Source organism: Stappia stellulata DSM 5886 (genome assembly GCF_000423705.1).
Lineage (GTDB): Bacteria > Pseudomonadota > Alphaproteobacteria > Rhizobiales > Stappiaceae > Stappia > Stappia stellulata.
In genome coordinates this window covers 718,871-743,397 of record NZ_KE384082.1, presented here as the reverse complement: position 1 = coordinate 743,397, position 24,527 = coordinate 718,871, and the positions used below count along the sequence as shown (strand labels likewise).

General features: G+C 64.2%; 23 protein-coding genes. 12 read left to right on the top strand and 11 right to left on the bottom strand.

What is annotated here, in order from left to right:
• Positions 1–17 precede the first annotated feature (17 nt).
• The 3 genes from G572_RS0115805 to G572_RS0115795 are packed head-to-tail and all read left to right on the top strand — an operon-like array spanning position 18 to position 4,089.
• Positions 18–2,228, top strand: coding sequence for an ABC transporter permease (locus tag G572_RS0115805; RefSeq protein ID WP_029059309.1), 2,211 nt, complete (start codon positions 18–20; stop codon positions 2,226–2,228).
• Positions 2,225–3,286, top strand: a complete 1,062-nt coding sequence (locus tag G572_RS0115800; RefSeq protein ID WP_029059308.1) for an ABC transporter ATP-binding protein — start codon at positions 2,225–2,227, stop codon at positions 3,284–3,286. The genes G572_RS0115805 and G572_RS0115800 overlap by 4 nt, the downstream gene beginning before the upstream one ends.
• Positions 3,286–4,089: an inositol monophosphatase family protein gene (locus G572_RS0115795; RefSeq protein WP_425423443.1), complete on the top strand. Its 804-nt coding sequence runs from the start codon at positions 3,286–3,288 to the stop codon at positions 4,087–4,089. The genes G572_RS0115800 and G572_RS0115795 overlap by 1 nt, the downstream gene beginning before the upstream one ends.
• Before the next feature lie 139 nt (positions 4,090–4,228).
• On the opposite strand, the gene G572_RS0115790 is transcribed toward G572_RS0115795, so the two are convergent.
• From G572_RS0115790 to G572_RS0115775, 4 genes are all read right to left on the bottom strand, one after another.
• The gene (locus G572_RS0115790) at positions 4,229–5,287 is read right to left on the bottom strand and encodes an AbrB family transcriptional regulator (RefSeq protein WP_037547261.1); all 1,059 of its coding nucleotides are present in this window, start codon (positions 5,285–5,287) and stop codon (positions 4,229–4,231) included.
• Between the two features lie 5 nt (positions 5,288–5,292).
• Positions 5,293–6,807, bottom strand: a complete 1,515-nt coding sequence (locus tag G572_RS0115785) for a tripartite tricarboxylate transporter permease (protein ID WP_029059305.1) — start codon at positions 6,805–6,807, stop codon at positions 5,293–5,295.
• Between the two features lies 1 nt (position 6,808).
• Positions 6,809–7,243, bottom strand: a complete 435-nt coding sequence (locus G572_RS0115780; protein WP_029059304.1) for a hypothetical protein — start codon at positions 7,241–7,243, stop codon at positions 6,809–6,811.
• A gap of 64 nt (positions 7,244–7,307) precedes the next feature.
• Positions 7,308–8,294: a Bug family tripartite tricarboxylate transporter substrate binding protein gene (locus G572_RS0115775; RefSeq protein ID WP_037546960.1), complete on the bottom strand. Its 987-nt coding sequence runs from the start codon at positions 8,292–8,294 to the stop codon at positions 7,308–7,310.
• Positions 8,295–8,479: 185 nt separating this feature from the next.
• On the opposite strand from G572_RS0115775, the gene G572_RS0115770 reads away from it, so the two are divergent.
• The 8 genes from G572_RS0115770 to G572_RS0115735 all read left to right on the top strand — a co-directional run bounded on the left by G572_RS0115770 (position 8,480) and on the right by G572_RS0115735 (position 16,443).
• Positions 8,480–9,166: a GntR family transcriptional regulator gene (locus G572_RS0115770; RefSeq protein ID WP_051242502.1), complete on the top strand. Its 687-nt coding sequence runs from the start codon at positions 8,480–8,482 to the stop codon at positions 9,164–9,166.
• Positions 9,163–10,332, top strand: coding sequence for a 2-methylaconitate cis-trans isomerase PrpF family protein (locus tag G572_RS0115765; RefSeq protein WP_029059301.1), 1,170 nt, complete (start codon positions 9,163–9,165; stop codon positions 10,330–10,332). The genes G572_RS0115770 and G572_RS0115765 overlap by 4 nt, the downstream gene beginning before the upstream one ends.
• A gap of 15 nt (positions 10,333–10,347) precedes the next feature.
• Positions 10,348–11,220, top strand: coding sequence for an isocitrate lyase/PEP mutase family protein (locus G572_RS0115760; protein ID WP_029059300.1), 873 nt, complete (start codon positions 10,348–10,350; stop codon positions 11,218–11,220).
• Between the two features lie 545 nt (positions 11,221–11,765).
• The gene (locus G572_RS0115755) at positions 11,766–12,257 is read left to right on the top strand and encodes an OsmC family protein (RefSeq protein WP_029059299.1); all 492 of its coding nucleotides are present in this window, start codon (positions 11,766–11,768) and stop codon (positions 12,255–12,257) included.
• A 43-nt stretch (positions 12,258–12,300) separates the two neighbouring features.
• Positions 12,301–13,398: a C4-dicarboxylate TRAP transporter substrate-binding protein gene (locus tag G572_RS24235; protein ID WP_051242501.1), complete on the top strand. Its 1,098-nt coding sequence runs from the start codon at positions 12,301–12,303 to the stop codon at positions 13,396–13,398.
• Positions 13,395–13,952 (top strand): TRAP transporter small permease subunit, encoded by a 558-nt coding sequence (locus G572_RS24230; protein WP_169391328.1) that lies wholly within the window; start codon positions 13,395–13,397, stop codon positions 13,950–13,952. Before G572_RS24235 ends, G572_RS24230 begins: the two co-directional genes overlap by 4 nt.
• A 49-nt stretch (positions 13,953–14,001) precedes the next feature.
• Positions 14,002–15,345 (top strand): TRAP transporter large permease, encoded by a 1,344-nt coding sequence (locus tag G572_RS0115740; protein WP_029059298.1) that lies wholly within the window; start codon positions 14,002–14,004, stop codon positions 15,343–15,345.
• 39 nt (positions 15,346–15,384) lie between these two features.
• Positions 15,385–16,443 carry a LacI family DNA-binding transcriptional regulator gene (locus G572_RS0115735; RefSeq protein WP_051242497.1) on the top strand — a complete coding sequence of 353 codons (1,059 nt, stop codon included), beginning with the start codon at positions 15,385–15,387 and terminating at the stop codon, positions 16,441–16,443.
• A 98-nt stretch (positions 16,444–16,541) separates the two neighbouring features.
• Here G572_RS0115735 and G572_RS0115730 read toward each other — a convergent pair whose 3' ends face one another.
• From G572_RS0115730 to G572_RS0115700, 7 genes are all read right to left on the bottom strand, one after another.
• On the bottom strand, positions 16,542–17,477 hold the full coding sequence (locus tag G572_RS0115730; protein ID WP_037547254.1) for a sugar ABC transporter substrate-binding protein: 936 nt from the start codon (positions 17,475–17,477) through the stop codon (positions 16,542–16,544).
• Between the two features lie 26 nt (positions 17,478–17,503).
• Complete coding sequence (locus G572_RS0115725) at positions 17,504–18,466, bottom strand: ABC transporter permease (RefSeq protein WP_029059295.1); 963 nt, start codon at positions 18,464–18,466, stop codon at positions 17,504–17,506.
• On the bottom strand, positions 18,466–19,479 hold the full coding sequence (locus tag G572_RS0115720; RefSeq protein WP_245566233.1) for an ABC transporter permease: 1,014 nt from the start codon (positions 19,477–19,479) through the stop codon (positions 18,466–18,468). Before G572_RS0115720 ends, G572_RS0115725 begins: the two co-directional genes overlap by 1 nt.
• Positions 19,476–20,975, bottom strand: a complete 1,500-nt coding sequence (locus G572_RS0115715) for a sugar ABC transporter ATP-binding protein (RefSeq protein WP_029059293.1) — start codon at positions 20,973–20,975, stop codon at positions 19,476–19,478. Before G572_RS0115715 ends, G572_RS0115720 begins: the two co-directional genes overlap by 4 nt.
• Before the next feature lie 115 nt (positions 20,976–21,090).
• Positions 21,091–21,942 (bottom strand): amidohydrolase family protein, encoded by an 852-nt coding sequence (locus tag G572_RS0115710; RefSeq protein ID WP_051242643.1) that lies wholly within the window; start codon positions 21,940–21,942, stop codon positions 21,091–21,093.
• A 9-nt stretch (positions 21,943–21,951) separates the two neighbouring features.
• Complete coding sequence (locus G572_RS0115705) at positions 21,952–22,797, bottom strand: fumarylacetoacetate hydrolase family protein (protein ID WP_029059291.1); 846 nt, start codon at positions 22,795–22,797, stop codon at positions 21,952–21,954.
• Between the two features lie 21 nt (positions 22,798–22,818).
• Positions 22,819–23,565, bottom strand: coding sequence for an SDR family NAD(P)-dependent oxidoreductase (locus tag G572_RS0115700; RefSeq protein WP_029059290.1), 747 nt, complete (start codon positions 23,563–23,565; stop codon positions 22,819–22,821).
• Positions 23,566–23,728: 163 nt separating this feature from the next.
• Between G572_RS0115700 and G572_RS24225 the strand changes: the two genes are divergently transcribed.
• Complete coding sequence (locus tag G572_RS24225; RefSeq protein WP_084650185.1) at positions 23,729–24,493, top strand: GntR family transcriptional regulator; 765 nt, start codon at positions 23,729–23,731, stop codon at positions 24,491–24,493.
• The last annotated feature ends 34 nt before the right edge of the window (positions 24,494–24,527 follow it).

Below are 24,527 nucleotides of genomic sequence, written 5' to 3'. Positions count from 1 at the left end.
TCCCATCGGACAGACACATGACCTCCAGAGACAACCGCAGGCTCGATCTGATCCTGGCGGCAAGCCTCTTCGCGCTTGTCGCGCTGCCCTGGTATCGCATCAGGTCCGGCTTTTTCGGGCTCGAGTGGGTGCCGGACTTTTTCTCGTCGGAGAAATTATGGCCCGGACTCCTGCAGGCTCTCAACGGCAAATGGCAACTGCTGCCGATCCTGGTGCTGGTCGCGGCTGCGGTCGGCCTGCGGGTGATGCGCAAACCCGGAACCCGGGGCGCGGCGATGATCGCGATCGGCGTCTCGGGTCTTGCGTGGATGCTGGCGGAAGGCCTTGCTATCGGACTCAGGGGCTGGAACTGGGGCCTGCTGGAGGCGCTTTTCGGTGATGTTTCGGGGCAGCCGGCCTTCGGCGCCGGTGCGCTGATGGTGGTGACCGGCTTCGCGCTGATGATCGCCTTCGGCGCGGCCGAACGCGGCGCCCTGAAGGGCGATGCCTTCGTTCTCGGCGCCATCACGCTGCTCATTCTTCTGGTGGCGGTCTTCGTCTTCTATCCGCTCGTTTCCATGTTTTCCGGTGCGTTTCAGGAGTTCGACGGGTCGTTCACGACCGAGGGGGTGCGCCGGAACATTGTCGATCCGAAGATCTGGTCGCTCGGCTGTCTCGCGGGTGGCAATTGCGGCGTTGCGTGGCGAACCTTCTTCCTTGCGATCTGCACGGCCACCGGAACGACGCTGCTCGGGCTGGTGTTCGCGCTGGTCGCGACCCGCACGGGCTTCCGGTTCAAGAAATCCCTTCGCCTTTTGACCGTCCTGCCGATCATCACGCCGCCTTTCGTGATCGGTCTCGCGCTGACGATGCTGCTCGGACGGTCCGGCACGCTGACCAATGTGATCGAGGTCGCGACCGGTTGGGAGCTTGGCCGCTGGCTTTACGGCCTGACCGGCATCTGGATCGCACAGATGCTCAGTTTCACGCCGATCGCCTTCCTCGTTCTCATCGGGGTGGTCGAGGGGATCAGTCCGTCGATGGAGGAGGCGAGCCAGACATTGCGCTCCGACCGCTGGCGCACGTTTCGAAAGGTGACGTTGCCGCTGCTGGCGCCGGGGCTCGCGAATGCGTTCCTGATCGGCTTCATCGAATCGATGGCCGACTTCGGCAACCCTCTCGTGCTCGGTGGGTCCGGCGGGGTTCTTTCGACAGAGATCTTCTTCGCCGTTGTCGGCGCGCAGAACGATCCGGCGCGCGCGGCAATCCTGGCCATGGTGTTGCTGTTCTTCACGCTGTCTGCCTTTCTCGCGCAGCGTTTCTGGCTCACGGGCCGCAACTTCGCCACCGTGACCGGCAAGGGCGACGGCGGCCGGCATATCAGCCTGCCGAAGCGGGTCGCCTGGCCGGCGACGACGATCGCGGTGGCCTGGGCCGCCTTCACGATCACTGTCTATGCGATGATCGTGTTTGGCGGGTTCGTGAAGGTATGGGGTCTCGACCATTCCCTGACGTTCGAGCACTATATCAGGGCCTTCGGGATCGGCTGGGACGAAGGCATCCGCTGGACCGGCGTCGCCTGGGACAGCTTCTGGACAACGATGGAAATTGCGCTTCTGGCCGCTCCGCTGACGGCCGCCGTTGGGCTTCTGACCGCCTGGCTGATCGTTCGCCAAAACTTCCCGGGACGCTCGGTGTTCGAGTTCGCGCTCATGATGAGTTTCGCGATTCCGGGAACCGTCATCGGCATCAGCTACATCATGGCCTTCAATCTTCCCCCGCTCCAGATGACGGGAACGGCGGTGATCCTGATCGCGTGTTTCGTGTTCCGCAACATGCCGGTGGGCGTGCGCGGCGGTGTCGCGGCAATGAGTCAGCTCGACGGCTCGCTGGACGAGGCCTCTCTTTCGCTGGGGGCGGGATCCGGACGAACGATGCGCAAGGTTATCCTTCCGTTGTTGCGCCCGGCCATTCTCGCGGCTCTGGTCTACAGCTTCGTTCGCGCGATCACGTCCATCTCTGCCGTGATCTTCCTCGTCAGCGCGAAATACAACATGGCCACGGCCTATATCGTCGGGTTGGTCGAGAACGGCGAATACGGCATCGCCATCGCCTACTCCTCGGTCCTGATTCTCGTGATGATCACGGTGATCGGCGGTTTCCAGCTGCTTGTCGGCGACCGCCGCATACGCCGCAGGGAGGAGCGTGTCTCCCCGGGATCGCCCATCAACAAGGAAGCAAACGCATGACGCAGCCAAGAGGTGCCGTGGAATTCCGGAACGTGCGGAAGAGCTTCGGCGAATTCACCGCCATCCATGACCTGAGCCTGGATATCGCGCCGGGTCAGCTGGTCACCCTGCTCGGGCCCTCCGGTTGCGGCAAGACAACGACACTGCGGATGCTTGCCGGCCTGGAAAGCCCGTCCGAGGGGCGGATCCTGATCGGCGGCGACGACGTGACGCGGCTTCCCGCCGACCGCAGGGATGTGTCGATGGTGTTCCAGAGTTACGCGCTTTTTCCTCACATGAACGTGGGGCAGAACGTCGCCTACGGGCTGGAGGCCGGAGGGCTGCGCCCGAAGGAGGCTCGCAAACGGGCGGAGGACGCGCTGGACCTGGTCGGTCTGTCGGGTCTTGGCGGACGTCTTCCGGCCGAGCTTTCCGGCGGTCAGCAGCAGCGTGTCGCCGTGGCGCGTGCGCTTGTGCTGGAGCCGCAGGTCCTGTTGCTGGACGAGCCGCTGTCCAATCTCGATGCCCGCCTGCGGCGCAAGGTGCGCACCGATATCCGAGAGTTGCAGCAAAGGCTGGGTTTTACCGCGGTCTATGTCACCCACGATCAGGAAGAGGCTCTTGCTGTTTCCGACACGATCGTTGTGATGAAGGACGGCGTGATTGCCCAGATCGGCAGTCCGCGCGAGCTCTACGAGGCGCCGGCGTCTGAGTTCATCGCCGATTTCATCGGCGAGGCAAATGTCGTCGATGCCCGCGTGCTCGACGTCGACGGCGACGTCGCGCGCGTGGAGCTTGGCGGCGTTGCCTTTCCCCTGCCGTCGCGCGGTGTTGCGCCCGGTCCTGCGCGGCTGTCGCTGCGCTCCAATGCGCTGAAGGTAAAAGCGGACGGGGAGGGCATCCCCGGAACGGTCGCGTCGTCGGCCTATCTCGGGGACCATGTGGAGTATGAAATCGACGGTCCCTTCGGTCGGATCTTCGTCATCGACGACGAGAGCGATACCCTGCTGCCGTCCGGGACCGAGGTCGCCCTAGAGGTTCGCTCGCGCGGCATCGCCCTGATCCCGGAGGCGGCATGATGGAAGAAGGAGTGGGGGCGGACCGTCTTGCGGCTGCCATCGAGATCGCCCGCCGTGCCGGTGCGCTCGCGCTTGAGCGCTTCAACGCGCGCGAGACACTGGTGGTCGAGCAGAAACGCCATGTGACCGACCTGGTGTCGGAGGCCGACCGGGAGGTCGAGACGCTGATCCGTCTTGCCGTGTCCGAGGCCTTCCCGCAGGACGCGCAGCTTGGCGAAGAGCACGGTCTCAGTGCCGGCAGGTCCGGCCTGATCTGGGTAATCGATCCGATTGACGGGACCGCGCCCTATCTGAACGGACTCCCGGGATGGTGCGTCTCGATAGCCGTTTGTGACGAAGAGGGACCGGTCGTGGGGGTGATTTACGCGCCCGTGCTGGACGAACTCTATACAGCGAGCCGTGGTGGCGGTGCCTTCCTGAATGGAGAGCCGCTGCGCGCGCTGGACGGAGATCTCAGGGCTGGTCTTCTGGGGGTTGGCGCCAATGACCGGGTCGACAGCGCGAGGGTCGGTCACATGCTGGCGGCCCTGATGGACGCGGGCGCGGCATGGGTTCGGTACGGGTCGGGCGCGCTGATGCTGGCCTGGGTCGCTGCGGGTCGGCTTTCCGGCTATGCCGAGCCGAGGATGAGTGCCTGGGACTGTATGGCGGGTTATGCGCTGATCATTGAAGCCGGCGGATGCGTTCGTTCCTTCCCGACCGGCGAGGGGTTGCAACAGCCAGCCCCCGTGCTCGGCGCTTGCGCGGGGGCCTATGACGAGCTCGTGCGGATCTGCGACTTCGGGTCCTCGCCCGACTGGTAGCTCATCTGCCGCGATCCAGCGGCGCCGGGCGCCGTCTGCGCTGTTTCCGTTTCCCTGCGCGGCCGGCAACCGCATGTCGCGGGTCGGGCATTCGGATCGCCGCCAGGGTGTCTGAAACACGAAAGACGGTGCGTCTCGGCTAGGGCGCGCCGTCTTTTTTTCCGGCTACGCGGCTTGCGGCCCAGGGAAGCAGCGCCACGATCAGGAAGACACGCGCCACATGGTGCGCGGCCACCATCGCGGGATCGATCATCAGCGCCAGGGCAACCACGCCCAGTTCCGGAGCGCCGCCGGGAAGATACGCGAGGAACAGCGGTGCGACATCTGCTCCGGCAAGTGGCGCCACGACGAAGGCGGCGGCGAGGGAGCTGGCGGCGAAGACAAGGCCGACGACGGCCGCGAGCCATCCGTCCCTTGCAATCTGTCTCAAGCTGTAGTCCGCGAAGCGTGCGCCGACGCCGGCGCCGATGACGATCTGCGCCAGTGCGGACAGGACGGGGGGGACGTGGACCGTCACCAGGTCCGTGGCATGAATTGCGGCGGATGCGAACAACGGCAGGAGCAGCATTACGGAGGGAAAGCGCACGCGCGTCGCGATGAACCAGCTCGCAACGGCGACGAGGGCGAGCGTGCCGTGCTCGACCAGGTCGAGGGGCTCGGCGCCGGAGAAGGCCGTCCGGTTGGCCTCCGCGAGGTCGATGCCGGAGATCCACTGGATCAGCAGCGGTGCGCTCACCAGCAGCACGACCAGACGCGCCGTATGACACAGCACCACGCGGTTGGCCTCGGTCTTGTAGTGTTCCGCGAGCATCGTCACCACGGACAAGCCGCCGGGCATCGCGGCGAACAGCGCGGTTTCGCGGTTCATGTCGCCCCATCGGCGAAAGACCGCGTAGGCGAGGCCGCAGAAGGCGAAGGACAGAAGCGTCATGACGGCGAGGCTGACGACCCAGCTCCCCGCACGTGCGATCACATCGGGGGTGAAGCCGGTGCCCAGCATCGTCCCGATCGCCACCATGGACCAGTTGCGCCATGCGGCGGGCAGGCCCGGACGGAAACCGGAAAGCTGACTGACAAGCGCCGAGGCAAAGAGGCTTCCCAGAACCCAGGGGAGCGGAAGGTTCAAAAGATAGAATGCGACGCCGCCGGCGCATCCGATCCCGACCGTCGCCGCGCCGCGCGCGACTGCGGACCGCATCACCGTCAATGCCCGGCGCGCCGCGCCTTGCGGGCGCGCAAGGCCTTGAGCGACGGCGCCCCGACAAGAACCGCGAGCATCGCAATGGCGAGGACGAGCGCAATCGGCCGTTCCAGAAGATAGGTCATCGGCTGGTTGTTCGAGATTTGCAGCGTGCGCACGAGTTCGCCTTCCATCATGCGGCCGAGCAGCAGGCCGATCACGGTCGCGGCAACCGGATAGGCATTGCGGCGCATCAGCCAGCCAAGCAAAGCGAAGGCTGCGACGGTCAGCGGTCCGGCGACGGTTCCGGTGATCCCGTAGCCGCCCCAGGCGCACATCGCAAGCACGCTCGGCACCAGATAGGCGAGGGGAACGCGAACGACCATTCCAAGCACGCGCAGCATCAACAGACCGACCACGGCGAGCAGCAACACCTGGCCCAGGTTGCCGAGGATGATCGAATAGACCACGTCCGTCTGGTTGCGGATGAAGGAGGGGCCGCCGATGATGTTGTGAAACGAGAAGGCGGCAAGCAGCACGGCGGTTGCGGCACCGCCGGGAATGCCGAGGGCGAGAAGCGCGGTCATCGAGCCGCCCTCGGAACTGCTGTTGGCGGATTCCGCCGCGATAACCCCCTCGGGCGCTCCCTTGCCGAAGGCCTCCGGCGTTGCGGAGGTGCGCCGCGCCTCGCCGTAGGACACGAGGTTCGCGACAGAGGAGCCGACGCCGGGAATCGCGCCGATCCCGGCGCCGATCAGGCTGCCGCGCAAAAGCACGACAGGATGGCGGAAGGTCTCCGCCACGCCGGCAAGGATCCTCCTGAGCGAAATGTCGCGCTGGGCCTCATCCGTCACCAGGTAGCTGCTGCCCCGCAGGCGCAGCAGTTCGGAGGCGGCGAAGATCCCGATCATCGCCGGGACGACCGGAATGCCGTCGAGAAGATGCGGGTTGCCGACGGTGGTGCGCATGATCCCTGTGGTCGACATGCCGATCTGGCTGAGAACAAGCCCGAGAAAGCCGGCGAACAGGCCCTTGGCCAGGCTGCTGTCGTTGAGGGTCGCGATCAGGGTCAGGCCCCAGAGCACGACCACCACCATTTCCATCGGGCCGATCTTCAGCACCAGGGCCGCCATCGGCCCGATCAGCAGGAGCAGCAGGATATAGCCGATGAAGGACCCGACCACGGAGGCGGCAAGCCCGAGGCCGAGCGCCTCGTTGTGCTTGCCCTGACGTGCCATGGGGTAGCCGTCGAAGGCAGTCGCGATGGAGGAGGAGGAGCCGGGAATGTTCATCAATATGGCGGTGACGCCACCGCCATAGGCCCCACCGGTGAAGATCGCGGTGAGGAAGAGCATCGCCTGGAGGAAGTCCATGCCGAAGGTCACCGGCAGGAACACCGCCATCGCCATGGAGATCTGAAGACCGGGGATCGAGCCGAAGACCAGCCCGATCAGCAGGCCGGGGATCACCCAGATCCAGGGGTCAAAGCTGGAAAACAGCAGGCCGAAGGCCTGCGACAACGCGAATTGATCGAGCATGTCAAAGCACCAGCGTCAGCATGGGATAGGGAAAGAGCGACCCGAACCCCTTGACGAGGGCAAGGCTGAATACCGCAGCGTAGAGGGGGGGAACCCACAGACTGCGGCCTCCGCTCACCACGATGCCGGCCCAGACGAAGACGAAGGTCGCCACGTCGAACCCGACATGGGTCAGGGCGTAGCAGAAGATCCCGAAGCCGGCGAGCAGGACAAGATCGCCAAGCGCGCCGGCCGGTGCCGGTTCGGCGTCCTGCTTGCGCAGGGCCGCGACGACGATGCACAGCGCCAGAATGCCAAGAAGCAGCGCTGCGGGCGCCACCACGATGAGGTTGTTCAGACTGGTCGAGGCGGACAACGCGCTCCAGAGAATGAAGCCCGTAATGGCAAGCGCGATGCCGAGAAAGGCTGCATGGCTTGCGGGAAATCTTCCGCTCATGGTCGTCCCCTGTCTGCGCCGTTTTGAGAGTTGCGGGAGCCAAGGCCCCCGCAACTTGATCGCGTTACTCGGCGCTGAAGCGCTTCAGAACTTCGAAGTTCGACTTGATGATCTCGGTCGTGCGGTCCGGTCCGAGCCACTGCGCGCCGATCTTCTGGCCCTTGAGCTTCTCGACGAAGTCCTCGTCCTCAAGCACCGCCTTGTAGGCGTCGACCATCTTCTGGAACGCTTCCGGGTGGTTCTTCTTGAACTCCGCATGGGCGGCGAGGCCGCGCATCGAACCCGCCAGGACCGGAACCGTTTCCAGACCGTTGTCCTTGAGGGCCGCGTTCAGCGTGGGAGCGTCCCAGTCCGCGCTCGGTTCATCGGCCGCCAGCGCCAGCGGGCGCACGTATTCGGCGATGGACAAGGTGCCGTCCGCCGCCAGAACCGTCATGTCGACCTGGCCGCCGGCAACGGCGGTGCGGGCCGCGCCGCCCGACTGGTAGGTGACGATGCTGACCGCGCTCTTGTCGAGGCCAAAGGCTTCAAGGGCGAGCTCGAGGTTGATCGCGCCGGTCGAGCCGGGCACGACGGAGACCTTCAGCGTGCCGGGCTCGGCCTTCGCCGCTTCCATGAACTCGGCCAGGGACTTGAACGGTGTTTCGGCGTTGACCGCGAAGAGGTCGTAGTCGTTCCACTGCCCGTTGATGAAGGCGAAGTCGTCGAGCGTGTAGTCCGCGTCGAAGCGCAGCATCGCGTTGGAGATATAGGGGTGGATCGATGTTGCGAGGAAGTAGCTGCCGTCGGCCGGCATCTGGGAGAAGTAGGTGTGGCCGACGTGGCCGCCGCCGCCTTCCTGGTTGACCACCGAGATCGGTGTCCCGAGTTCGTCCTGCAGGCGCTGGGCAAGCGCACGTGCCGTGCGGTCGGCGGAGCCGCCGGGCCCGAGAGCGACGACGAAGGTGATCTTGCGCGGCGGCCAGTTCTCCTCCGCGCTTGCGGTTAGGGGCGTAAGCGCTGCCGCCAGCGACATGCCGAGCGCGGCTGCGGCGATTGCAATTTTCTTCATGGTTGGGACGTCCTCCCAGACGTTTGCTGTTGGATTGTAGTTCAATTTTGCAGATTTCAATTGGTAGCGCTCGGATCCTTGTCGTGTCAAGCGAGTCATTCATGTTGACATATCATTGAAATTAAACGATTTTATTTGTAAATGAAGATCTGCCCTTCCGGTGATGCGGTTCGTGGAGGATAAAATTGTCAACAATTAGCGAGACATCCCGTGGACTCGTTGCGGAGCGACTCGCGGAGGACCTGCGCGACGAAATCCTGTCCGGGCGGCTGCTGCCGGGAGCGCGTCTTGGAGAGGTCGCCCTGGCTGAGCGGTTCGCCGTCAGCAGAGGGCCGGTGCGCGCGGCACTCAACCTGCTCAACGAGTCCGGAATCGTGACGATCGTGCCGAACAGCGGGGCGCGCGTGCGCGAGCTGAGCCGCGCAGACGCGCGGGCGCTCTATGAAGTCCGTGCCGCGCTTGAGGCCGAGGCCGCAATGCTCGCGGCCGCCAGGGCAAGCGGCGAGACGGCGGCGCAGTTCGGCGCCCTGCTCGATCAGCATGCCACGGAGGTCGCCGCCCATCCCGAAGGGGCCTATCTTCAAGGCGCCGGCGACCGGGACTTTCATCTGGTGATCGCCGGAATGGCGGGAAACGAGCTGTTGCAACGCTATCTCGCCCGCGACCTCTATCCGCAGCTTTCCCTCTTGCGCGTCAAGCATCGCAATGTGACCGGACGCGGCGTCAAGGCCCTGCACGAGCACAAGCGCATTGCCGAGGCGGTCGCCGGCGGCGACGCCGAGGTGGCCGGGCTCTTGATGCGCCGCCATATCCGCAACAGCTGGACTGCGCTCGAGGCCCAGCTTTCCGAGAAAGCAGGGGACGGCGAATGAGTCAGGACCGTATTCCCGCCGCCTTCATTCGCGGCGGCACGTCGAAGGCCGTCGTGCTGAAGCGCGCGGACCTGCCGGAGGATAAGGCCGCATGGGCGCCCTTGTTCGCGGCCCTTATGGGAAGCCCGGACCCCTACCAGCGCCAGCTGAACGGAATGGGCGGAGGGCTGTCCTCTCTCAGCAAGGTCTGCATCGTCGCTCCGCCCACGCGCGCCGACGCGGATGTCGACTATACGTTCGCTCAGGTCGGTGTCACCACGGACCAAGTCGATTTCAGCGGGAACTGCGGAAACATGAGTTCCGCGATCGGACCTTTCGCCTATGACGAGGGGCTGGTTGCCGGCCCACGCGACGGCACGGCCGAGGTTCGCATTCACAACACCAACTCCGGCAAGATCATCGTTGCGCGCTTTCCGGTTCGCGACGGTCGCGCCTTGGTTGCCGGGGACTTGTCCATTCCAGGCGTTCCCGGAACCGGGGCGCCCGTCTCCCTCGATTTCCTCGATCCCGCCGACACCTTCGGACGAGGCTTGCTGCCGCAAGGTCTGGCCCTGCACCGCCTGAGCCTTGCGGACGGGTACGAGGTGCGGGTGACGATGATCGACGCCGCAGTCCCGTCCGTGTTCGTCGACGCCGGCGATGTCGGTGGCAACACGGGCGCCGACCCAGCTGCAATCGACGCTGATGTCGCGTTGATGTCGCGTCTGGAGGACCTCCGCCGCGAGGCATCCGTGCGCATGGGGCTGACCGGAGATCTCGATGCGGCCGCGCGGCGCATGGCGACGCCGAAGGTCGCCATGGTCGGGCCGGCCGGCAGTTATCGCGATCTTTCGGGAACGGAGCATCCGGCTGGAACCCACGATCTCCAGATCCGCATGATCTCTGCCGGCCAGGCGCATCGAGCCGTTCCGGTGACGGGGGCGCTGGCGCTTGCCTGCGCCGCCGCGGTCGAGGGCTCTGCCGTGGCGGCGTGCCTGCCGGAGGGAGCCGACGTCTTGAACCTGCGCATCGCGACACCGAGCGGCATTCTCTCGGTCGGGGCCATGCGCAACCCCGACAATTCCGGCATTCGTAGTGCCCGTATCCTGCGCACCCAGCGGCGGCTGATGGACGGCCACGTCTATCTTCCCGCGCCGACGCACCAATTTTCCGACGACCAGGACTGAAGAAGAGAAACCTACATGCTCAATCACGAAATCAACCGCGCCTTCAAGCAACGGATCCTCGACGGCGGGCCCGTGCTCATGCCGGGAGCCGCAAATGCGCTTGCCGCCCGCGTCATCGAGGAGCAGGGCTTCGAGGCGATCTATCTGTCCGGCGCGGGGCTGACCAACACCTATCTCGGCATGCCGGACATGGGCTTCATCGGCCTGAGCGAGATCGCGCAGCACACATCGACGATCCGCGACGCGACCGAGCTTCCCATCGTGGTCGATGCCGACAACGGGTTCGGCAATGCCCTCAACGTCCGCCACGCCATCCGCACCCTGGAACGGGCCGGCGCCAGCGCCGTGCAACTGGAAGACCAGAAGAGTCCGAAGCGGTGCGGACATTTTTCCGGCAAGGAAGTCGTGCCCCTGATCGAGGCCCGCTCGCGCATCCGTGCTGCGGTCGATGCGCGCCAGGACGCAAACACGATGATCGTGGCACGCACCGACGCGCGCGCGACCGACGGGTTCACCGAGGCGCTCGACCGGGCCGCCGCCTTCATCGAGGATGGCGCCGACATCACCTTTGTCGAGGCACCGCAGTCCGTCGACGAGATGCGCGGCATTCCGGCGGCCCTGAAGGGGACCCCCCAACTCGTCAATCTGGTTGTCGGTGGCAAGACGCCGATCCTCGAGCTGGAGGAGCTGGGCGGCATGGGCTTTTCGCTGGTGCTCTACGCCAATGTTGCGCTTCAGTCCGCGATCCACGGCATGACCGTGGCCCTGTCCCAGCTGAAGGACACGGGCAAGATGGATGAATCCGGTCCCGTTGCGAGTTTCCTCGAACGGCAGCGCATGGTGCGCAAGGGTCTCTTCGACGACCTGGAAAAGCGCTACGCGATCTAGGCCTCGCGGCACGCGGATCCGATCTCCGGGCAAGAAAACGGCCTGGGGGCCGGGTCCGGCGGGCAGCACCGTGGCCTGGCTTCTCGCTGGAGTTTGCGGCCGCATTGCCGCGCTTCCGTCGCGGAGGAAGGTACGTTTCTTCAAGGCCTCCGGAGAAGCGTCGAGGCTGATGCCGAGTTCGCCCGGGACCACCGAGCGCCCCATACTGGCCTCTACCCGCGCCATGAAGCGGTTTATCGCACCAATCAATCCCTTGCTTCTCGTGCGCCAGGCCGCTGAGCGGTGTGAGGTCCTGCGATGACCGCGGTCGCGGGCGGGCCGGCCAGACCCTTGGCGAACAGGGCGAGCGCGAGCACGTTGCGCGCGATCCGGGTGGATCCGAGCCGGACCAGCAGCCAGTTGGGACCGACGGTCGGACGACGGTCAATTCATCCAAAATGAAACCGTAAAAAATCATTTTGAATATTTGTTGGTTTTACTCGCCGGACAGCGTGCCCTCTAATTGTGCAAACGTTTGCACAAAGCGGCGGCACCCGGAGATTTCAATGTCCGACACCCTCTTCAACGTTCACTTCACAGCCGAGGGCGCGTGTGTCGGCAAGCTTCGAAATGAGGTGACGCTGACCGCACTGGAGCCCTTCACGGTGACGCGGATGCTGGCGACCGACGAGGGGAAATTCCAGGGCGGCGAGGACACCGCGCCAACGCCGCTCGAATTTTTTTTGACCGGCCTTGTCGGCTGCCTGATGACCCAGGTGCGGGTCTTTTCGCGCCGTCTCAAGATCGATGTCGACGATGTAAAGGTGTTTTGCCGGGCGAGGTGGGAAGCGCATCCGGACGGCGTCGGGCCTTACCAGGGTCGGCCTGTCGGTTTCGAGATCGATGTGGATGTTGCGTCCGCGGCCGATCCGGACCGTGTGGCCGAGCTCGTCAGCGCCGCCCGCCGGGGCTGTTTTGTGGAACAGACCCTGAGCCAGGCCAATGCCATCGAGCACAGTTTGAGAATCAACGGGACCGCGTGGCAAGAGGAAAAATAGCCCGGCCGCGGACTTGTAAATTGTTCATGACAGGGAGGAAATCATGAAAATCGGACGTCTGCAGATCAATGCAAAGACCACGTTGAGCGGCCTGGGCGGCGTGTTTCTCGCCGCCGGTGTCGGCTTCGGGTCGCCGGCGGTTGCCCAAGAGGAAATCAACGTCAGCATCGTTTCCGGGTTTTCCCCGGCGGTTGCCGCGGTCCGGATGCTCAAGGAAAGCTTCATGCCCGGGGTCGATGCGCGTCTCGCGGAGACCGGCACCTACAAGATCAACTGGCAGGAAGCCTTTTCGGGAACTCTTGCAAAACCCGCCGGGGAGCTCGAGGCGATCGAAACCGGCCTCGCCGACATGGGCGTCATCCCGACCGCCTTTCACGCCGACAAGCTGCCGGTCTACCAGATCGGATACGTGACGCCCTTCACGACGACGGATCTCGTTCTGATCCATGAAGTCGTGGATGGTCTTGTCGACAAGTATCCTGCGTTCCGGGACACATGGACGGGTCTCAACCAGGTCACGCTTTCAGCGAGCGGCATTCCCGACAATTACATCCTGTGCTCGTCCGAGCCGATCAACTCGCTGGCCGACATCGATGGCCTGAAGGTCGCCGGTGCCGGGCCGAACCTGCGCTGGATCGAACCTGCAGGGGCAACCGGCGTCACCGGGAGCCTTGGAAATTTCTACCAGCTCGTCGAGACCGGGGTCGTGGATGCGATGCTTGTCTGGGGCGAGGCGGTCGTTTCGCTCAAGTTCTACGAGGTTTGCGAAAACTACTTCAACGCCAACCTCGGCGGGGTGAATTCCTATGTGATCAACGCCAACCAGCAGGCCTGGGATCGGTTTCCCGACGAGGTCAAGGACGCGATGGTTGCGGCAGCGAAGCAATTTGGCGTCGACATCGGCGAGTTCGCGGCCGAACTGGGTGGCAAGGCACGTGAAACCTTCGTCGCCAATGGCGGAAGCGTCGTCGAGATCGATCCGCAGGAACGTGCGAAATGGGCGGCAACGCTTCCCAATCTCGCGCAGGAATGGGTCGACAGCCTCGAAGCCGATGGCGTGCCCGCCGGCGAGATCCTGGCGGAATACATGCAAGCCATGCGCGACGCGGATCAGCCCATCGCGCGTCAGTGGGACCAATGACCCAGACGTCGAAGGCGTCTCCCGAAGGGGCTAAGCCCTCTTCGGGAGAGGCACCCACTCCCGGCTTTACACCGCTGGTGGTCGGCATGGATGCGCTTGGCGCCGTCGTCGTGCTTGGCATGATGATCATCGTCAACATCGACGTCTTCGGCCGTTGGCTTTGGGATTCGCCGCTGGCCGGCACGCTCGAACTGACCGAGATGGCCATCGTCGCCGTTGTCTATCTCCAGCTGGCCCATACCATCCGCGTCAAGCGACTGACCAGATCCGACGCCTTTCTCGATCTGCTGGCAAGGTTGCGTGCACGGACCGCAAATCTGGTCATGCGCTTGGCGTTCAACCTGATCGGCGCGGCGATCCTCGCCATCATTGCCTACGGTCAGTATCCCCGGCTGATCGATGCCTGGGACCGCGGTTACTACAAGGGCACCGTCGGGATCTTCACCGCGCCGACCTGGCCGCTGGAGGCGATCATGCTTCTCGGCGCGAGCGCCGCCTCCATTCAATTCGTGATCCTGGCCTGTCGGAACCTCCGACAGCTTCGCGACCGCTAGAGAAAGCCGGCTTCAATGTGGATTTTACGAATGCCTCGGGAGGTGCCACGTGTCTGGGCTTGAAATCGGCATGTTCTCGGTCGGGGTCATCGTTGTTCTGATCTATTCCGGAATGCACGTGGGCATCGCCCTCAGTCTCGTCTCGTTTCTGTCGGTCGCGATCCAGAAGGACAGCCTTTCGCTCGCGATGAAGCTCCTGACGCTGGCAGCAGCCGACGGGATCGCCGACCAGACCTTCGCGGTCATTCCGCTTTTTGTCCTGATGGGGCTGATCATGAGCGCATCGGATGTCGGCCGGGACGCCTATGATGTGGGCGACTATTTCCTGAGACCGATCCGCGGCGGCCTCGGACTTGCGACCGTCGGCTCCAACGCCGTGTTTGCGGCGGTGACCGGCGTTTCGATTGCTTCCGCCGCGGTCTTCACCCGCGTGGCCGTGCCGGAGATGCTGCGCCTTGGGTACAGTCCACGCTTCGCGGTGGGGACCGTGGCGGGGAGTTCGGTGCTGGGCATGCTGATCCCGCCCAGCATTCTCCTGATCATCTATGCGATCCTTACCGAGCAGTCGATCGGCATGATGTTTTTTGCCGGGATCGGTCCGGGGATCCTGCTGTCGAGCGTGTTCTGCATCGGCATCGTCGCGATGGCGTATCTCGTGCCGGGCTTCGTCTACGACAGGACGGGCCGGTTTTCGGACCCGGAGGCGATTGCGCAGAGCGATCCGCGCAGCGAGCATTCGCTTGGCCAGATCGTGGTCAAGTTCCTGCCGCTTCTCGGGCTTGTCGCGATCGTTCTCGGCGGCATTTACGGCGGCATCTTCACCCCGACCGAGGCGGGCGCGGTGGGCGCGCTGTGCGCTCTCGTCCTGGCGGTCGTTCGCAAGAAGCTGTGCTGGAAGTCCTTCTGGAAAGTTCTGCTCGAAACCGGACATATCACCGCGTCGATCTGCTTCCTGATCATTGCGGCGACCATGTACAGCCGTTCGCTGGCGCTCGCCGGCGTCCCGATGGAAATCGGCGGCCTGGTTCGCACCGCCACGGACCAGTTTCTGCTGGTCGTGCTGATTTATGTGCTCGTCGTTCTGCTGCTGGGCACGATCATCGATTCGGTGTCGATCATTCTCATCATGGTGCCGTTGTTCCTTCCGGTGATGCAGGGGTTCGAGGCGGATCCGATCTGGTTCGGGATCCTGACCGTGATCGCCGTGGAGGTGGGATTGCTGACACCGCCGCTCGGGATCGCCTGTTTCGTCATCAAGGGATGTCTGGAAGATCCCCGGATAACCTTGGGCGACGTGTTCCTCGGCGCTGCTCCTTTTGCCCTGATGATGGTATTCGTTCTTGCCCTGCTGACGGCATGGCCGCATCTGGTCTACATCAATCAATGGATTTGATCCGGCATGGGGATCTTCTGACCGGACGCGGTGAGGGACATGAGCACTTCCAAGCGCCCCAAGACCGAAGCCAGGGCCGGACGGATCAAGCTCGCCGATGTCGCAACGGCGTCCGGCGTTCATTATTCCACCGTGTCGCGCGTCTTGCGCCCCGGATCCAAGGGCCGGATCTCGGATGCGGTCGCGGAGCATGTCAAAGCGGTGGCGCGCGAGCTCGGCTATCAGCCGAATTCCGTTGCGGCAAGCATGCGCACCAATTCCACACATTCGATTGGGTTGATCGTTCACGACATGAGCGATCCCGTCTATCCGCCGATCCTGACCGGAATCGAGGAGGTTCTGTCGCCGCAGGGGTTCGCTGTCCTGGTCGGCAACACGGGCTATGACATCGCCGTTGAAATGGATGTTGTGAACAGGATGGCGTCGCGGCTCGTCGATGGCATCTTTCTTGCCACCACCAGGCTCGAAGACCCCATCGTGAAGCGGTGCCAGGATCTGGGCATTCCGCTGATTTCGGTGCTTCGGCAGACGCTAAGCCGGGACACGCCTGCGGTTATCAACGACTGCCTCGGCGGGATGCGGGCGCTGACCCGACAGGTTCTTGCCTGGGGGCACAGGGACATTGCGGTCATTCTCGCCCCGCAAAACCTGTCGACCGGCAGGGAACGCTGGCGCGGCATACGCGATGTCCTGACAGAGCACGGGATGACGCTGCCGGAACACCGGATCGTCTACGTCGAGCACATGTCGGCCGACCAGGGTGAGCGGGCCGCACGATCCCTCCTGAACGCGCAACGGCCCCCGCCCGAAGTGATCATGTGCGTGAACGACCTCGTCGCCATAGGGGCGATCCGGGCATGCCGCGCGGCCGGCCTGAATGTGCCGCTCGATGTCGGGATCTCCGGGTACAACGACATTCCGTTGGTCGACATGATCGACCCGGCACTGACGACGGTGCGAATGCACCTGCAGGAGATCGGCAAGGCGGCCGGCAAGATGATGCTCGCGCATTTGGGGTCCGAAGCCCCGTCGCCCGCCACGGTGCGCATCGACGCGGAGCTTGTCCTGCGTGCCTCGCTGCGAAACCTGAACGGTTGAGACGCCTGTCCCGGCAGGCTCTCGCACTTTGGCGGTCAAACAAGAAAAAGAGCCCGCGCAGTGGCGGGCCCCTTCGCGTCAGACCGTGTTCGTCGGGATCAGAAAGCCGGTTCGACGCTGTCGACGTTCGCCTTCGTCACCACCGTGAGCGGGATCGGCAGGCGGGCATCGACCTCCTTGCCGTCGAGGATCTCGGCCATGGTCTCGATGGCGAGCTTGCCGTCCTCCACCGGCGACTGGACGATTGTCGAGTACATTTCGCCGGACTTGATCGATACGAAAGCATCCTTCTGCCCGTTGATGCCGACGATCGGCGGCATCGGCTCGCCGGGTTTGGCTTCCTTCCACGCGTCGATGAACCCGCGCGCCATTGTGTCGTCATTGGCGTAGACGCCGTCGATGCCGTCGCCGAAGCGGGTGATGAGATCGCGGCTGACGACGAGCGCCTTTTGCTGGTCGAAGTCGGCGTTCACCGTATCGAGCACCTCGATCTTGCTGCCGACCTCGGTCAGCCGGTCGACGAAACCGCCGACGCGGCCGATGGTGGTGCCGTTGCCGGCCTGTCCGGCGATCACGACGACCGCGCCTTCGCCGTCCAGCGCATCGTTGAGCGAATCCGCGGCCATCTCGCCTTCCTCGTAGACATCCGGCCCGGTGAACGACACGATGAACCGGTCCGCCTGCTCGTCCATCGGCGAGTTGATGAGAATGGCCGGGATCTCGGCCTGTTGCGCCCGCGCAAGGCCGGGAATGTAGGCCTGCGGGTCGAGCGGCCACAGGATGATGCCATCGGCTTTGCGTGCAATGCAGGTGTTGAGCTGTTCGGTGCCGGTCTGCACGTCGAAATTCTGGCTGAGGGTGATGACCTCGATCCCGAGTTCCTTGGCCCTTGCCTCCAGTGCCTCGTTGGCCGGCGTTGCATAGGCGTGCGCATCGGCGGCGGTGACGTAGCAGACGGTCTTTGCCTGCGCCCAGCCAACCGAGGCAAGCAGCGCCAGCGCGCTTATGATCATTCCGGTCTTGGTCTTGGTCATGGTTTCCTCCTTCACGTCACGGGAATTCAGCCCGATGCGCCTGCCGCTGCATGAGTGCGTGGGCCAGGCCGCACGGTGCGGTCGAGAACGACAAGCAGAATGAGGATGAGGCCGGAGACAACCTGCTGGATGTAGGCGGGCACCGACTGGAACTCCATCGCCGTGGTCAGGGCAGCGATTGTCAGCACGCCGCCAAGCGTGCCGAGCGCCGAGCCTCGTCCGCCCTCGATGCGCGTGCCGCCGACCACCACCGCCGCGATCACCGTGACGATCAGCTCCGCTCCGAACACCGGAGAGCCTGTGTTGGTCGTCAGGCTCTGAAGGACGCCGGCAACGCCTGCCAGCGCGCCGGCAAAGACAAAGGCGAGGAACACGGTGCGGCCGGGTGCGATGCCGCTTGCCTCGGCTGCGTCTGCGTTGGAGCCAACCGCGAACAGGTTGCGGCCGGCCACGGTGCGCGTCAGCCAGACGTGAAGCAGCAGGATGGCGCCGACAAACAGCGCGCTGCGCAATGTGAATATCTCCAGATAAATTTTCGACAGCGCCACCGACAGCATGATGTCGGTGCCGGGAACCGGCTGGCTGTCCGTCAGCCAGTGCGCGATAGAGCGGAAGATCAGCATGGTCGCGAGGGTTGCAACCAGCGCGTTGACCTTGAAAACCACGGAGAGCAAACCGTTGATGGCGCCGGCCGCTGCGCCGGCCAGGACGCCTGCCAGTGCTGCGGGCCAGATGCCGATCGCGGGCTGCAGCATCACGGCCGTGATGCCGGCCAGCGCGAAGGTCGAGCCGACCGAGAGATCGATCTGGCGCGCGATGAGAAGCACCGTCATGCCGGTCGCGATGATGCCGATGGTGGCCCCGCGGTCGAGGCCCAGGCTGAGGGTGGAGATGCTCAGAAAGCCCGGAACCGTCAGCGAGGCGACGAGCAGGGTCAGGCCGAGAATGACGGTGACGCGATAGCGGACAAGTCTTGCAAGCATTGTCATCACGCCCCGCCTCCGCGCTTGCGAAGCGCGACGTCAAGCGCGACCGCGCCGGCAATCAGCAGACCGAGCACGAAGCCCTGCACCGGCGTGCGAACGCCCTGCAGGACCATCACATTGGTCAGCAACTGGACAAACACCAGGCCCGCTATGGCGCGCGGCACCGACCCGAAGCCGCCCATGATCGAGATGCCGCCGACCACGACGGCGGTGATTGCACTGAACTCGTAGCCGGTGCCGACGAGCGGCCGCGCGCTTTGCAGGGTCAGTCCCAGCAGCGCGCCGCTCAAACCCGAGCAGATCGCGGTGATCACGAAGGCGCCTGCCTTGACCGCGCGCACGGGCACGGCGCTCGCCTCGGCCGCGCTGCAATTGCCACCGGTGGCAACGGTCCATCGGCCCCAGTAGGAGCGCGAGAGGACGAAGTGACCGATGATCGCCACGGCGAGGAATATCAGCACGATAACCGGAATGCCGAAAAGGCGGCTTTTCACAAGAGCGGCCGTGTCGGGGTTTGTGCCGTAGACGATCACGCCGCCGACCGCTGCCTGGACGATGCCGAGCACGATGGTGCCGACGCCGAGCGTGGCGATGATCGGATTGATGCCGACATAGCCGATCAGCAGACCGCTTATCAGGCCGCAAAGGCCTGCAAGCGCGATAGCCGCCGCGAAGGCCGGCACCGGGCCGATGACCGGTTGCAGGGCAAGCGACAGGATGGCCCCGCAGGCAATCGTCGCCGGCACCGAAAGGTCGGCAAGCCCGCCCACCACAAGCACGAAGGTCATGCCCACGACGACGATGCCGACGATGGCCATCGAGGTCAGCACATTGACGAAGTTTCCGGTTGTGAAAAAGAAAGGGCTGGTCAGCGAACCGTAGACCAGAACCGCCAGGATCGCGATTGCAAGCCCGCCCCGGGACAGGAGATCGACCAGAGGGCTTCCGCCCCGGAACCGTTCGTTCGTTGTGTCTTGCGTTGTGTCTTGCCGCATCTGGATCGGTACGTCGGTCACGCGGCCTCCTCCCCGGTGGCGAGCGCCATGATCTTCTCCTCGCTCAAGGCCGCGCGGTCGACCGGTGCCGACGCGTGACCGTCGCGCATCACGATGACGCGGTCGCAGACGCCCAGGACTTCCGGCAGTTCCGACGAGATCATCACCACCGCCATGCCTCCGGCGACGAGTTCGCCAATGATGCGGTGGATCTCCGCCTTTGCGCCAACATCGACCCCGCGAGTCGGCTCGTCGAGAAGGAGCACCGAAGGGTCGGCGGACAGCCATTTGGACAGGACGGCCTTTTGCTGGTTGCCGCCCGAGAGCAGGCCGATGCGCCGCTCCGGGTCCGGCGGCATGATGGAAAACTCCTTGGTGTATTTGTCGGCGAGCCTGCGGTCGGCGGTCATGCTCACCCGGCCGAACCGGGACAGCTTGCGCAACACCGGAAGGCTGATGTTCTCGCGTACGCTCAGGGAGGGGACGATGCCCTCGTCCTTTCGATCCTCCGGCACATAGGCGATACCCGCGCGAACGGCGGCGGCCGGCGAACCGATTACGACCGGCTTGCCGTCGACCTCGATGCGGCCTTCGGTGGCGCGCGCCAGGCCGAAGACTGCCTTTGCCAGTTCCGTGCGTCCGGCGCCCACGAGACCGGTGAGTCCGAGAATCTCGCCCTTGCGCACCTCGAAGTTCACGTTTCGGAAATTGTAGCTGTCGCCGAGGGCGACCACTTTCAGCACCGGAGCGCCGATTTCCGAAGGTGTCTTGGGGAACACATTGGTGACCTCGCGTCCCACCATCAGCCGGATCATTTCCGCAACCGTGATGCCGTCGGCCGGCCGTGTGTCGATCATGCTGCCGTCGCGCAGGATCGTCACATCGTCGGCAATCTCCAGCACCTCCTTGACGCGATGGCTTATGTAAATGATCGCGATGCCTTGCTGCTTCATCTTGCGCAGGATGCGAAAAAGCGCCGCCGTCTCGTGCTCGCTCAGGCTGGATGTCGGCTCGTCCAGGACGATGATGCGTGGAGCGGCCGCATAGGCCTTGGCGATCTCGACAAGCTGCTGCTGGCTGATCGACAGGTCGCCGAGCCGCGCCTTCGGGTCGATCGTCGCGCCAAGCTCGTCGAGGATGACAGCGGTCTCGCGCAGCATCGCCGCCTTGTCCGCAAGGCCCCACCGGCGCGGCATGCGGCCGAGGTAGACGTTTTCCGCAACGCTCAGGTCGGGAACCAGGTTGAGTTCCTGATGAACCATGCGGATGCCCAGCCTCTGCGCATCGGCGGGTTTGCGCATGCGGACCTCGACGCCAGCGATCTCGGTGGTGCCCGTGGTGGGCAGATAGGTGCCGCTCAGGACCTTCATCAGGGTCGACTTGCCTGCGCCGTTTTCGCCTACGATCGCATGCACCCGCCCGAATTCGACCGTCAGGTTGACGCTCGAAAGCGCCTTTACCCCCGGGAAAGTCTTGCTGATCCCCCGCATGCGGAGGGCTGTTGCCGCAGCCGACATACCCTTCCTCCCGATCGCCCGCCCGCGGCTTTGTTTTTGTGTCGGACGTGCATTGTTCTATTACACTAATATAATACTAATATGCAAGCAAAGGCCCGCACCTTTTGAGGGCCGCTCAAACGGCAAGGCCGTAAAATCGCACGGCGTTCAGGCCATAAACCGCGTCGCGTTCGGCGTCCGATAGGCGGCCGTCGAGGACGGCGCGCAACGCCTGCAGCGTTTCCGCATAGCTTCCGGCTTGCAGGCACACCGGCCAGTCGCTGCCGAACATCAGCCGGGCCGGGCCGAACAACCCCGTGACATGGTCGATGTAGGGCTTGAGATCCGACGGCTTCCAGGTCCGGTGCTCAGCCTCGGTGATCATGCCCGAGAGCTTGCAATGCACATTCGGAAGGGACGCGAGGGCTGTCATGTCTGCGGCCCAACCGTCGAAGGCGCCGGATGCGATGTCCGGTTTCGCAATGTGATCGACCACGGCCTTCAGGTCCGGCACGGTCTCCATCGCGCGGAGCACCTTCGGCAAATGCCGGGGGTGAACCAGAATGTCGAAAGCGATGCCGCATTCCGCGAGGCGTTTCAGATTGGCGAGCGCCTTGGGCCGGAGAATGTAACCGTCGTCTGCAAGGTCCTGCAGCATCGGGCGCAGCCCCACAAACTTGGGCTGCTGTGCAAGAAAGTCGAGTTTTGCGCCGAAGCGGGCGTCCTCCATGTCGAGCCAGCCGACGACGCCAGCGACGAACGGGGTCCGCGCGGCCAGGTCGAGCAGGAAAGCGGTTTCCGCCTCGCTCTGTGCCGCCTGCACCACCACCGTTGCGTCCACCCCGGACTTGCGCAGCAGCGGGGCAAGGTCGTCCGGCAGGTAGTCGCGATAGAGCGGCTGGCCCATCCCGGGGGACATCCAGTGATAGTCGCCGCGCCCGACCTGCCAGAAGTGATGATGGGCATCGATGACGAGAGCGGCGGTCATCTGCATCTCCTACGCGTCGGCGCGAACGGTCTGCGTCTGGGACCCCAGCCCCTCGATCCCGAGTTCGACGACATCGCCGTTCTTGAGGTACCGCGGCGGTTTCATGCCCATGCCGACGCCGGGCGGCGTGCCGGTCGAGATGATGTCGCCGGGAAGCAGCGACATGAACTGCGACAGGTAGGAAACCAGATGCGCGATGCCATAGACCATCGTTTTCGTCGAACCGTCCTGCATCGTCTCGCCATTGACCTTGAGCCACATGCCGAGGTTCTGGGGATCGGCGATCTCGTCCGGGGTGACCAGCCAGGGGCCGACCGGTCCGAACGTGTCGCAGCTCTTGCCCTTGGTCCACTGACCTTGCCGCTCTGCCTGGAAGGCACGTTCGGAAACGTCGTGAGCGACACAATAGCCGGCGACATGGTCCATTGCCTCGGCTTCCGGGACATATTTCGCGGGCTTGCCGATCACCACGCCAAGCTCAACCTCCCAGTCGGTCTTTTCAGATCCCCGCGGGATCAGCACGTCGTCGTTCGGGCCGACAATCGCCGAGGTCGCCTTCATGAAGATCACCGGCTCCGACGGCACTGCCATGCCGGATTCCGCCGCATGATCGGCATAGTTGAGGCCGATGCAGATAAACTTGCCTGTGCCGGAGACGCAGGGGCCGATGCGCGGATTGCCGGCAACGAGGGGCAGCGTTTCCGGATCGGTGCGCGAAAGGGTCCTCAGCACGTCCGGATGCAGGTTTTCCCCCGCCACATCGGCGATCCTGCCGGAAAGATCGCGGATTTTACCACCGGCATCGATCAGGCCCGGCTTTTCGGCGCCGGGCTCACCAAAACGAACAAGCTTCATGACGGGTCTCCTGGATATCGGTCAGTAGGTGGCGCGGCCGCCGGACAGGTCGAACACGGAGGCGGTGGTGAAACTGTTTTCTTTTGACACCAGCCAGGCGACCATGTTCGCCGCCTCATTCACTTCCAGGAAGCGCGCCCGCGGGATCTTCGACAGCATGTAGTCGATGTGTTCCTGCTTCATCTGGTCGAAGATCGGTGTGCGGGCTGCGGCCGGCGTGATGCAGTTGACCGCGATGTCGAAGCTTGCGAGTTCCTTGCCCAGCGATTTCGTCAGGCCGATCACGCCTGCCTTCGAAGCCGAGTAGGCCGAGGCGTTCGGGTTGCCTTCCTTCCCGGCGACAGAGGCCACGTTGACGATGCGTCCGTATTTCCGCTCTTTCATCGACGGCACCACGGCGCGGTTGACGTAGAACGTGCCGTTCAGGTTGATGTCGACGACCCGGCGCCATTCTTCCGGCGGATAGCCGTCGAGCGTGTGGTTGGGTCCGGCAATTCCGGCGGAGTTGACGAGGATCGACACCGGCCCGAGCTGCGTTTCGGTTTTCCTGTGGGCTGCGACGACGGCATCGGCGTCCGCAATGTCGACAAGCACCGTCTCGACACCGGCGCCGAGTTCGGCTCTTGCGGCGGCCAGCCGCTCGCCGCCGATATCCCAAAGGCAGACTTTTGCACCGGACGCGAGGATGCGTTTGGCAAAGGCGTGCCCCAGGCCCTGGGCCCCGCCGGTTATGACCGCGATCTGGCCCTCAAGATCCATTGTGTTCATTGCCCGACCCTCCCGAATCGTCTTTTGTGCGCCGTGCTGAGCACCTCCCGTGCGACGGCTTTCCAGCATTGCTCTTGCATATTACACTAGTATAATACAAGCCTTGAGGCGCCGGAAGGCGGTGTCCCCGGATGGGCCGGTCCGCGGGAGCCGCATGTTTCGGATGTTGCAGAAACCCTGTCGTGAGGACAAAATCATCGTTACGAAATCGCCCGATCAGCCAAGCGAAGAGCGCCTGTCCGCATTCCTCGGCGGAGTGGCCCTGAACAGGGCGATTCCGCTGCGCGACCAGGTTTATTCGCTCGTCCGCAGGGCCATTGTCACAGGCAAGCTGGAACCCGGCGCACCCATCAACGAGATCGACATCGCAACCCGGTTGGGTATCTCGCGTACCCCTGTGCGCGAGGCGGTCAAAAAGGTCAGTGACGAGGGGCTCGTCGAGGTCTTCGCGCAGCACGGCACCTTTGTCGCCGACATCCGGCGCGAGCAGGTTGAAGAAGCCTATATCATCCGCATCGCGCTGGAACTGGAGAGCATCAAGCGCGCGGCCGCGTGCATTACGCCGTCGCACGTCCAGGATCTTGAGGACATCGTCAACGCGCATGAGACCGCGGTGAAGCGCTTGCGTTATGACGAGGCGATTGCGCGCGACGACGATTTCCACCGCTATATCGCAGAGGTCAACGGCCTGCACATGCTGTGGAAGGTGGTCGACATATCCAAGGCACAGATGGATCGCTGCCGCCTGCTGACCTTGCCGACCCCCGGCGCCGGCCAGGAGACGATTGCCCAGCATCGCGCGATCCTCGAAGCGCTGACGCAACGCGACCAGGATGCGTCGATGCATGCCCTGGAGACCCACTTGCAGACATCGCTCGGAAACACGCTTGCCTATCTCGACGCAACGACCTGCGAGCGCGCATCCTGACACGAGAGACCGGGCGCCGGGTCGCGGCGCTGCG

What these genes read in the sequence shown, in the direction of transcription:
- G572_RS0115805 (WP_029059309.1), top strand. Translation starts at nt 18, where the DNA reads ATGACCTCCAGAGACAACCGCAGGCTCGATCTGATCCTGGCGGCAAGC.
- G572_RS0115800 (WP_029059308.1), top strand. Translation starts at nt 2,225, where the DNA reads ATGACGCAGCCAAGAGGTGCCGTGGAATTCCGGAACGTGCGGAAGAGC.
- G572_RS0115795 (WP_425423443.1), top strand. Translation starts at nt 3,286, where the DNA reads ATGGAAGAAGGAGTGGGGGCGGACCGTCTTGCGGCTGCCATCGAGATC.
- G572_RS0115790 (WP_037547261.1), bottom strand. Translation starts at nt 5,287, where the DNA reads ATGCGGTCCGCAGTCGCGCGCGGCGCGGCGACGGTCGGGATCGGATGC.
- G572_RS0115785 (WP_029059305.1), bottom strand. Translation starts at nt 6,807, where the DNA reads ATGCTCGATCAATTCGCGTTGTCGCAGGCCTTCGGCCTGCTGTTTTCC.
- G572_RS0115780 (WP_029059304.1), bottom strand. Translation starts at nt 7,243, where the DNA reads ATGAGCGGAAGATTTCCCGCAAGCCATGCAGCCTTTCTCGGCATCGCG.
- G572_RS0115775 (WP_037546960.1), bottom strand. Translation starts at nt 8,294, where the DNA reads ATGAAGAAAATTGCAATCGCCGCAGCCGCGCTCGGCATGTCGCTGGCG.
- G572_RS0115765 (WP_029059301.1), top strand. Translation starts at nt 9,163, where the DNA reads ATGAGTCAGGACCGTATTCCCGCCGCCTTCATTCGCGGCGGCACGTCG.
- G572_RS0115760 (WP_029059300.1), top strand. Translation starts at nt 10,348, where the DNA reads ATGCTCAATCACGAAATCAACCGCGCCTTCAAGCAACGGATCCTCGAC.
- G572_RS0115755 (WP_029059299.1), top strand. Translation starts at nt 11,766, where the DNA reads ATGTCCGACACCCTCTTCAACGTTCACTTCACAGCCGAGGGCGCGTGT.
- G572_RS24235 (WP_051242501.1), top strand. Translation starts at nt 12,301, where the DNA reads ATGAAAATCGGACGTCTGCAGATCAATGCAAAGACCACGTTGAGCGGC.
- G572_RS24230 (WP_169391328.1), top strand. Translation starts at nt 13,395, where the DNA reads ATGACCCAGACGTCGAAGGCGTCTCCCGAAGGGGCTAAGCCCTCTTCG.
- G572_RS0115735 (WP_051242497.1), top strand. Translation starts at nt 15,385, where the DNA reads ATGAGCACTTCCAAGCGCCCCAAGACCGAAGCCAGGGCCGGACGGATC.
- G572_RS0115730 (WP_037547254.1), bottom strand. Translation starts at nt 17,477, where the DNA reads ATGACCAAGACCAAGACCGGAATGATCATAAGCGCGCTGGCGCTGCTT.
- G572_RS0115725 (WP_029059295.1), bottom strand. Translation starts at nt 18,466, where the DNA reads ATGACAATGCTTGCAAGACTTGTCCGCTATCGCGTCACCGTCATTCTC.
- G572_RS0115715 (WP_029059293.1), bottom strand. Translation starts at nt 20,975, where the DNA reads ATGTCGGCTGCGGCAACAGCCCTCCGCATGCGGGGGATCAGCAAGACT.
- G572_RS0115710 (WP_051242643.1), bottom strand. Translation starts at nt 21,942, where the DNA reads ATGACCGCCGCTCTCGTCATCGATGCCCATCATCACTTCTGGCAGGTC.
- G572_RS0115705 (WP_029059291.1), bottom strand. Translation starts at nt 22,797, where the DNA reads ATGAAGCTTGTTCGTTTTGGTGAGCCCGGCGCCGAAAAGCCGGGCCTG.
- G572_RS0115700 (WP_029059290.1), bottom strand. Translation starts at nt 23,565, where the DNA reads ATGAACACAATGGATCTTGAGGGCCAGATCGCGGTCATAACCGGCGGG.
- G572_RS24225 (WP_084650185.1), top strand. Translation starts at nt 23,729, where the DNA reads ATGTTGCAGAAACCCTGTCGTGAGGACAAAATCATCGTTACGAAATCG.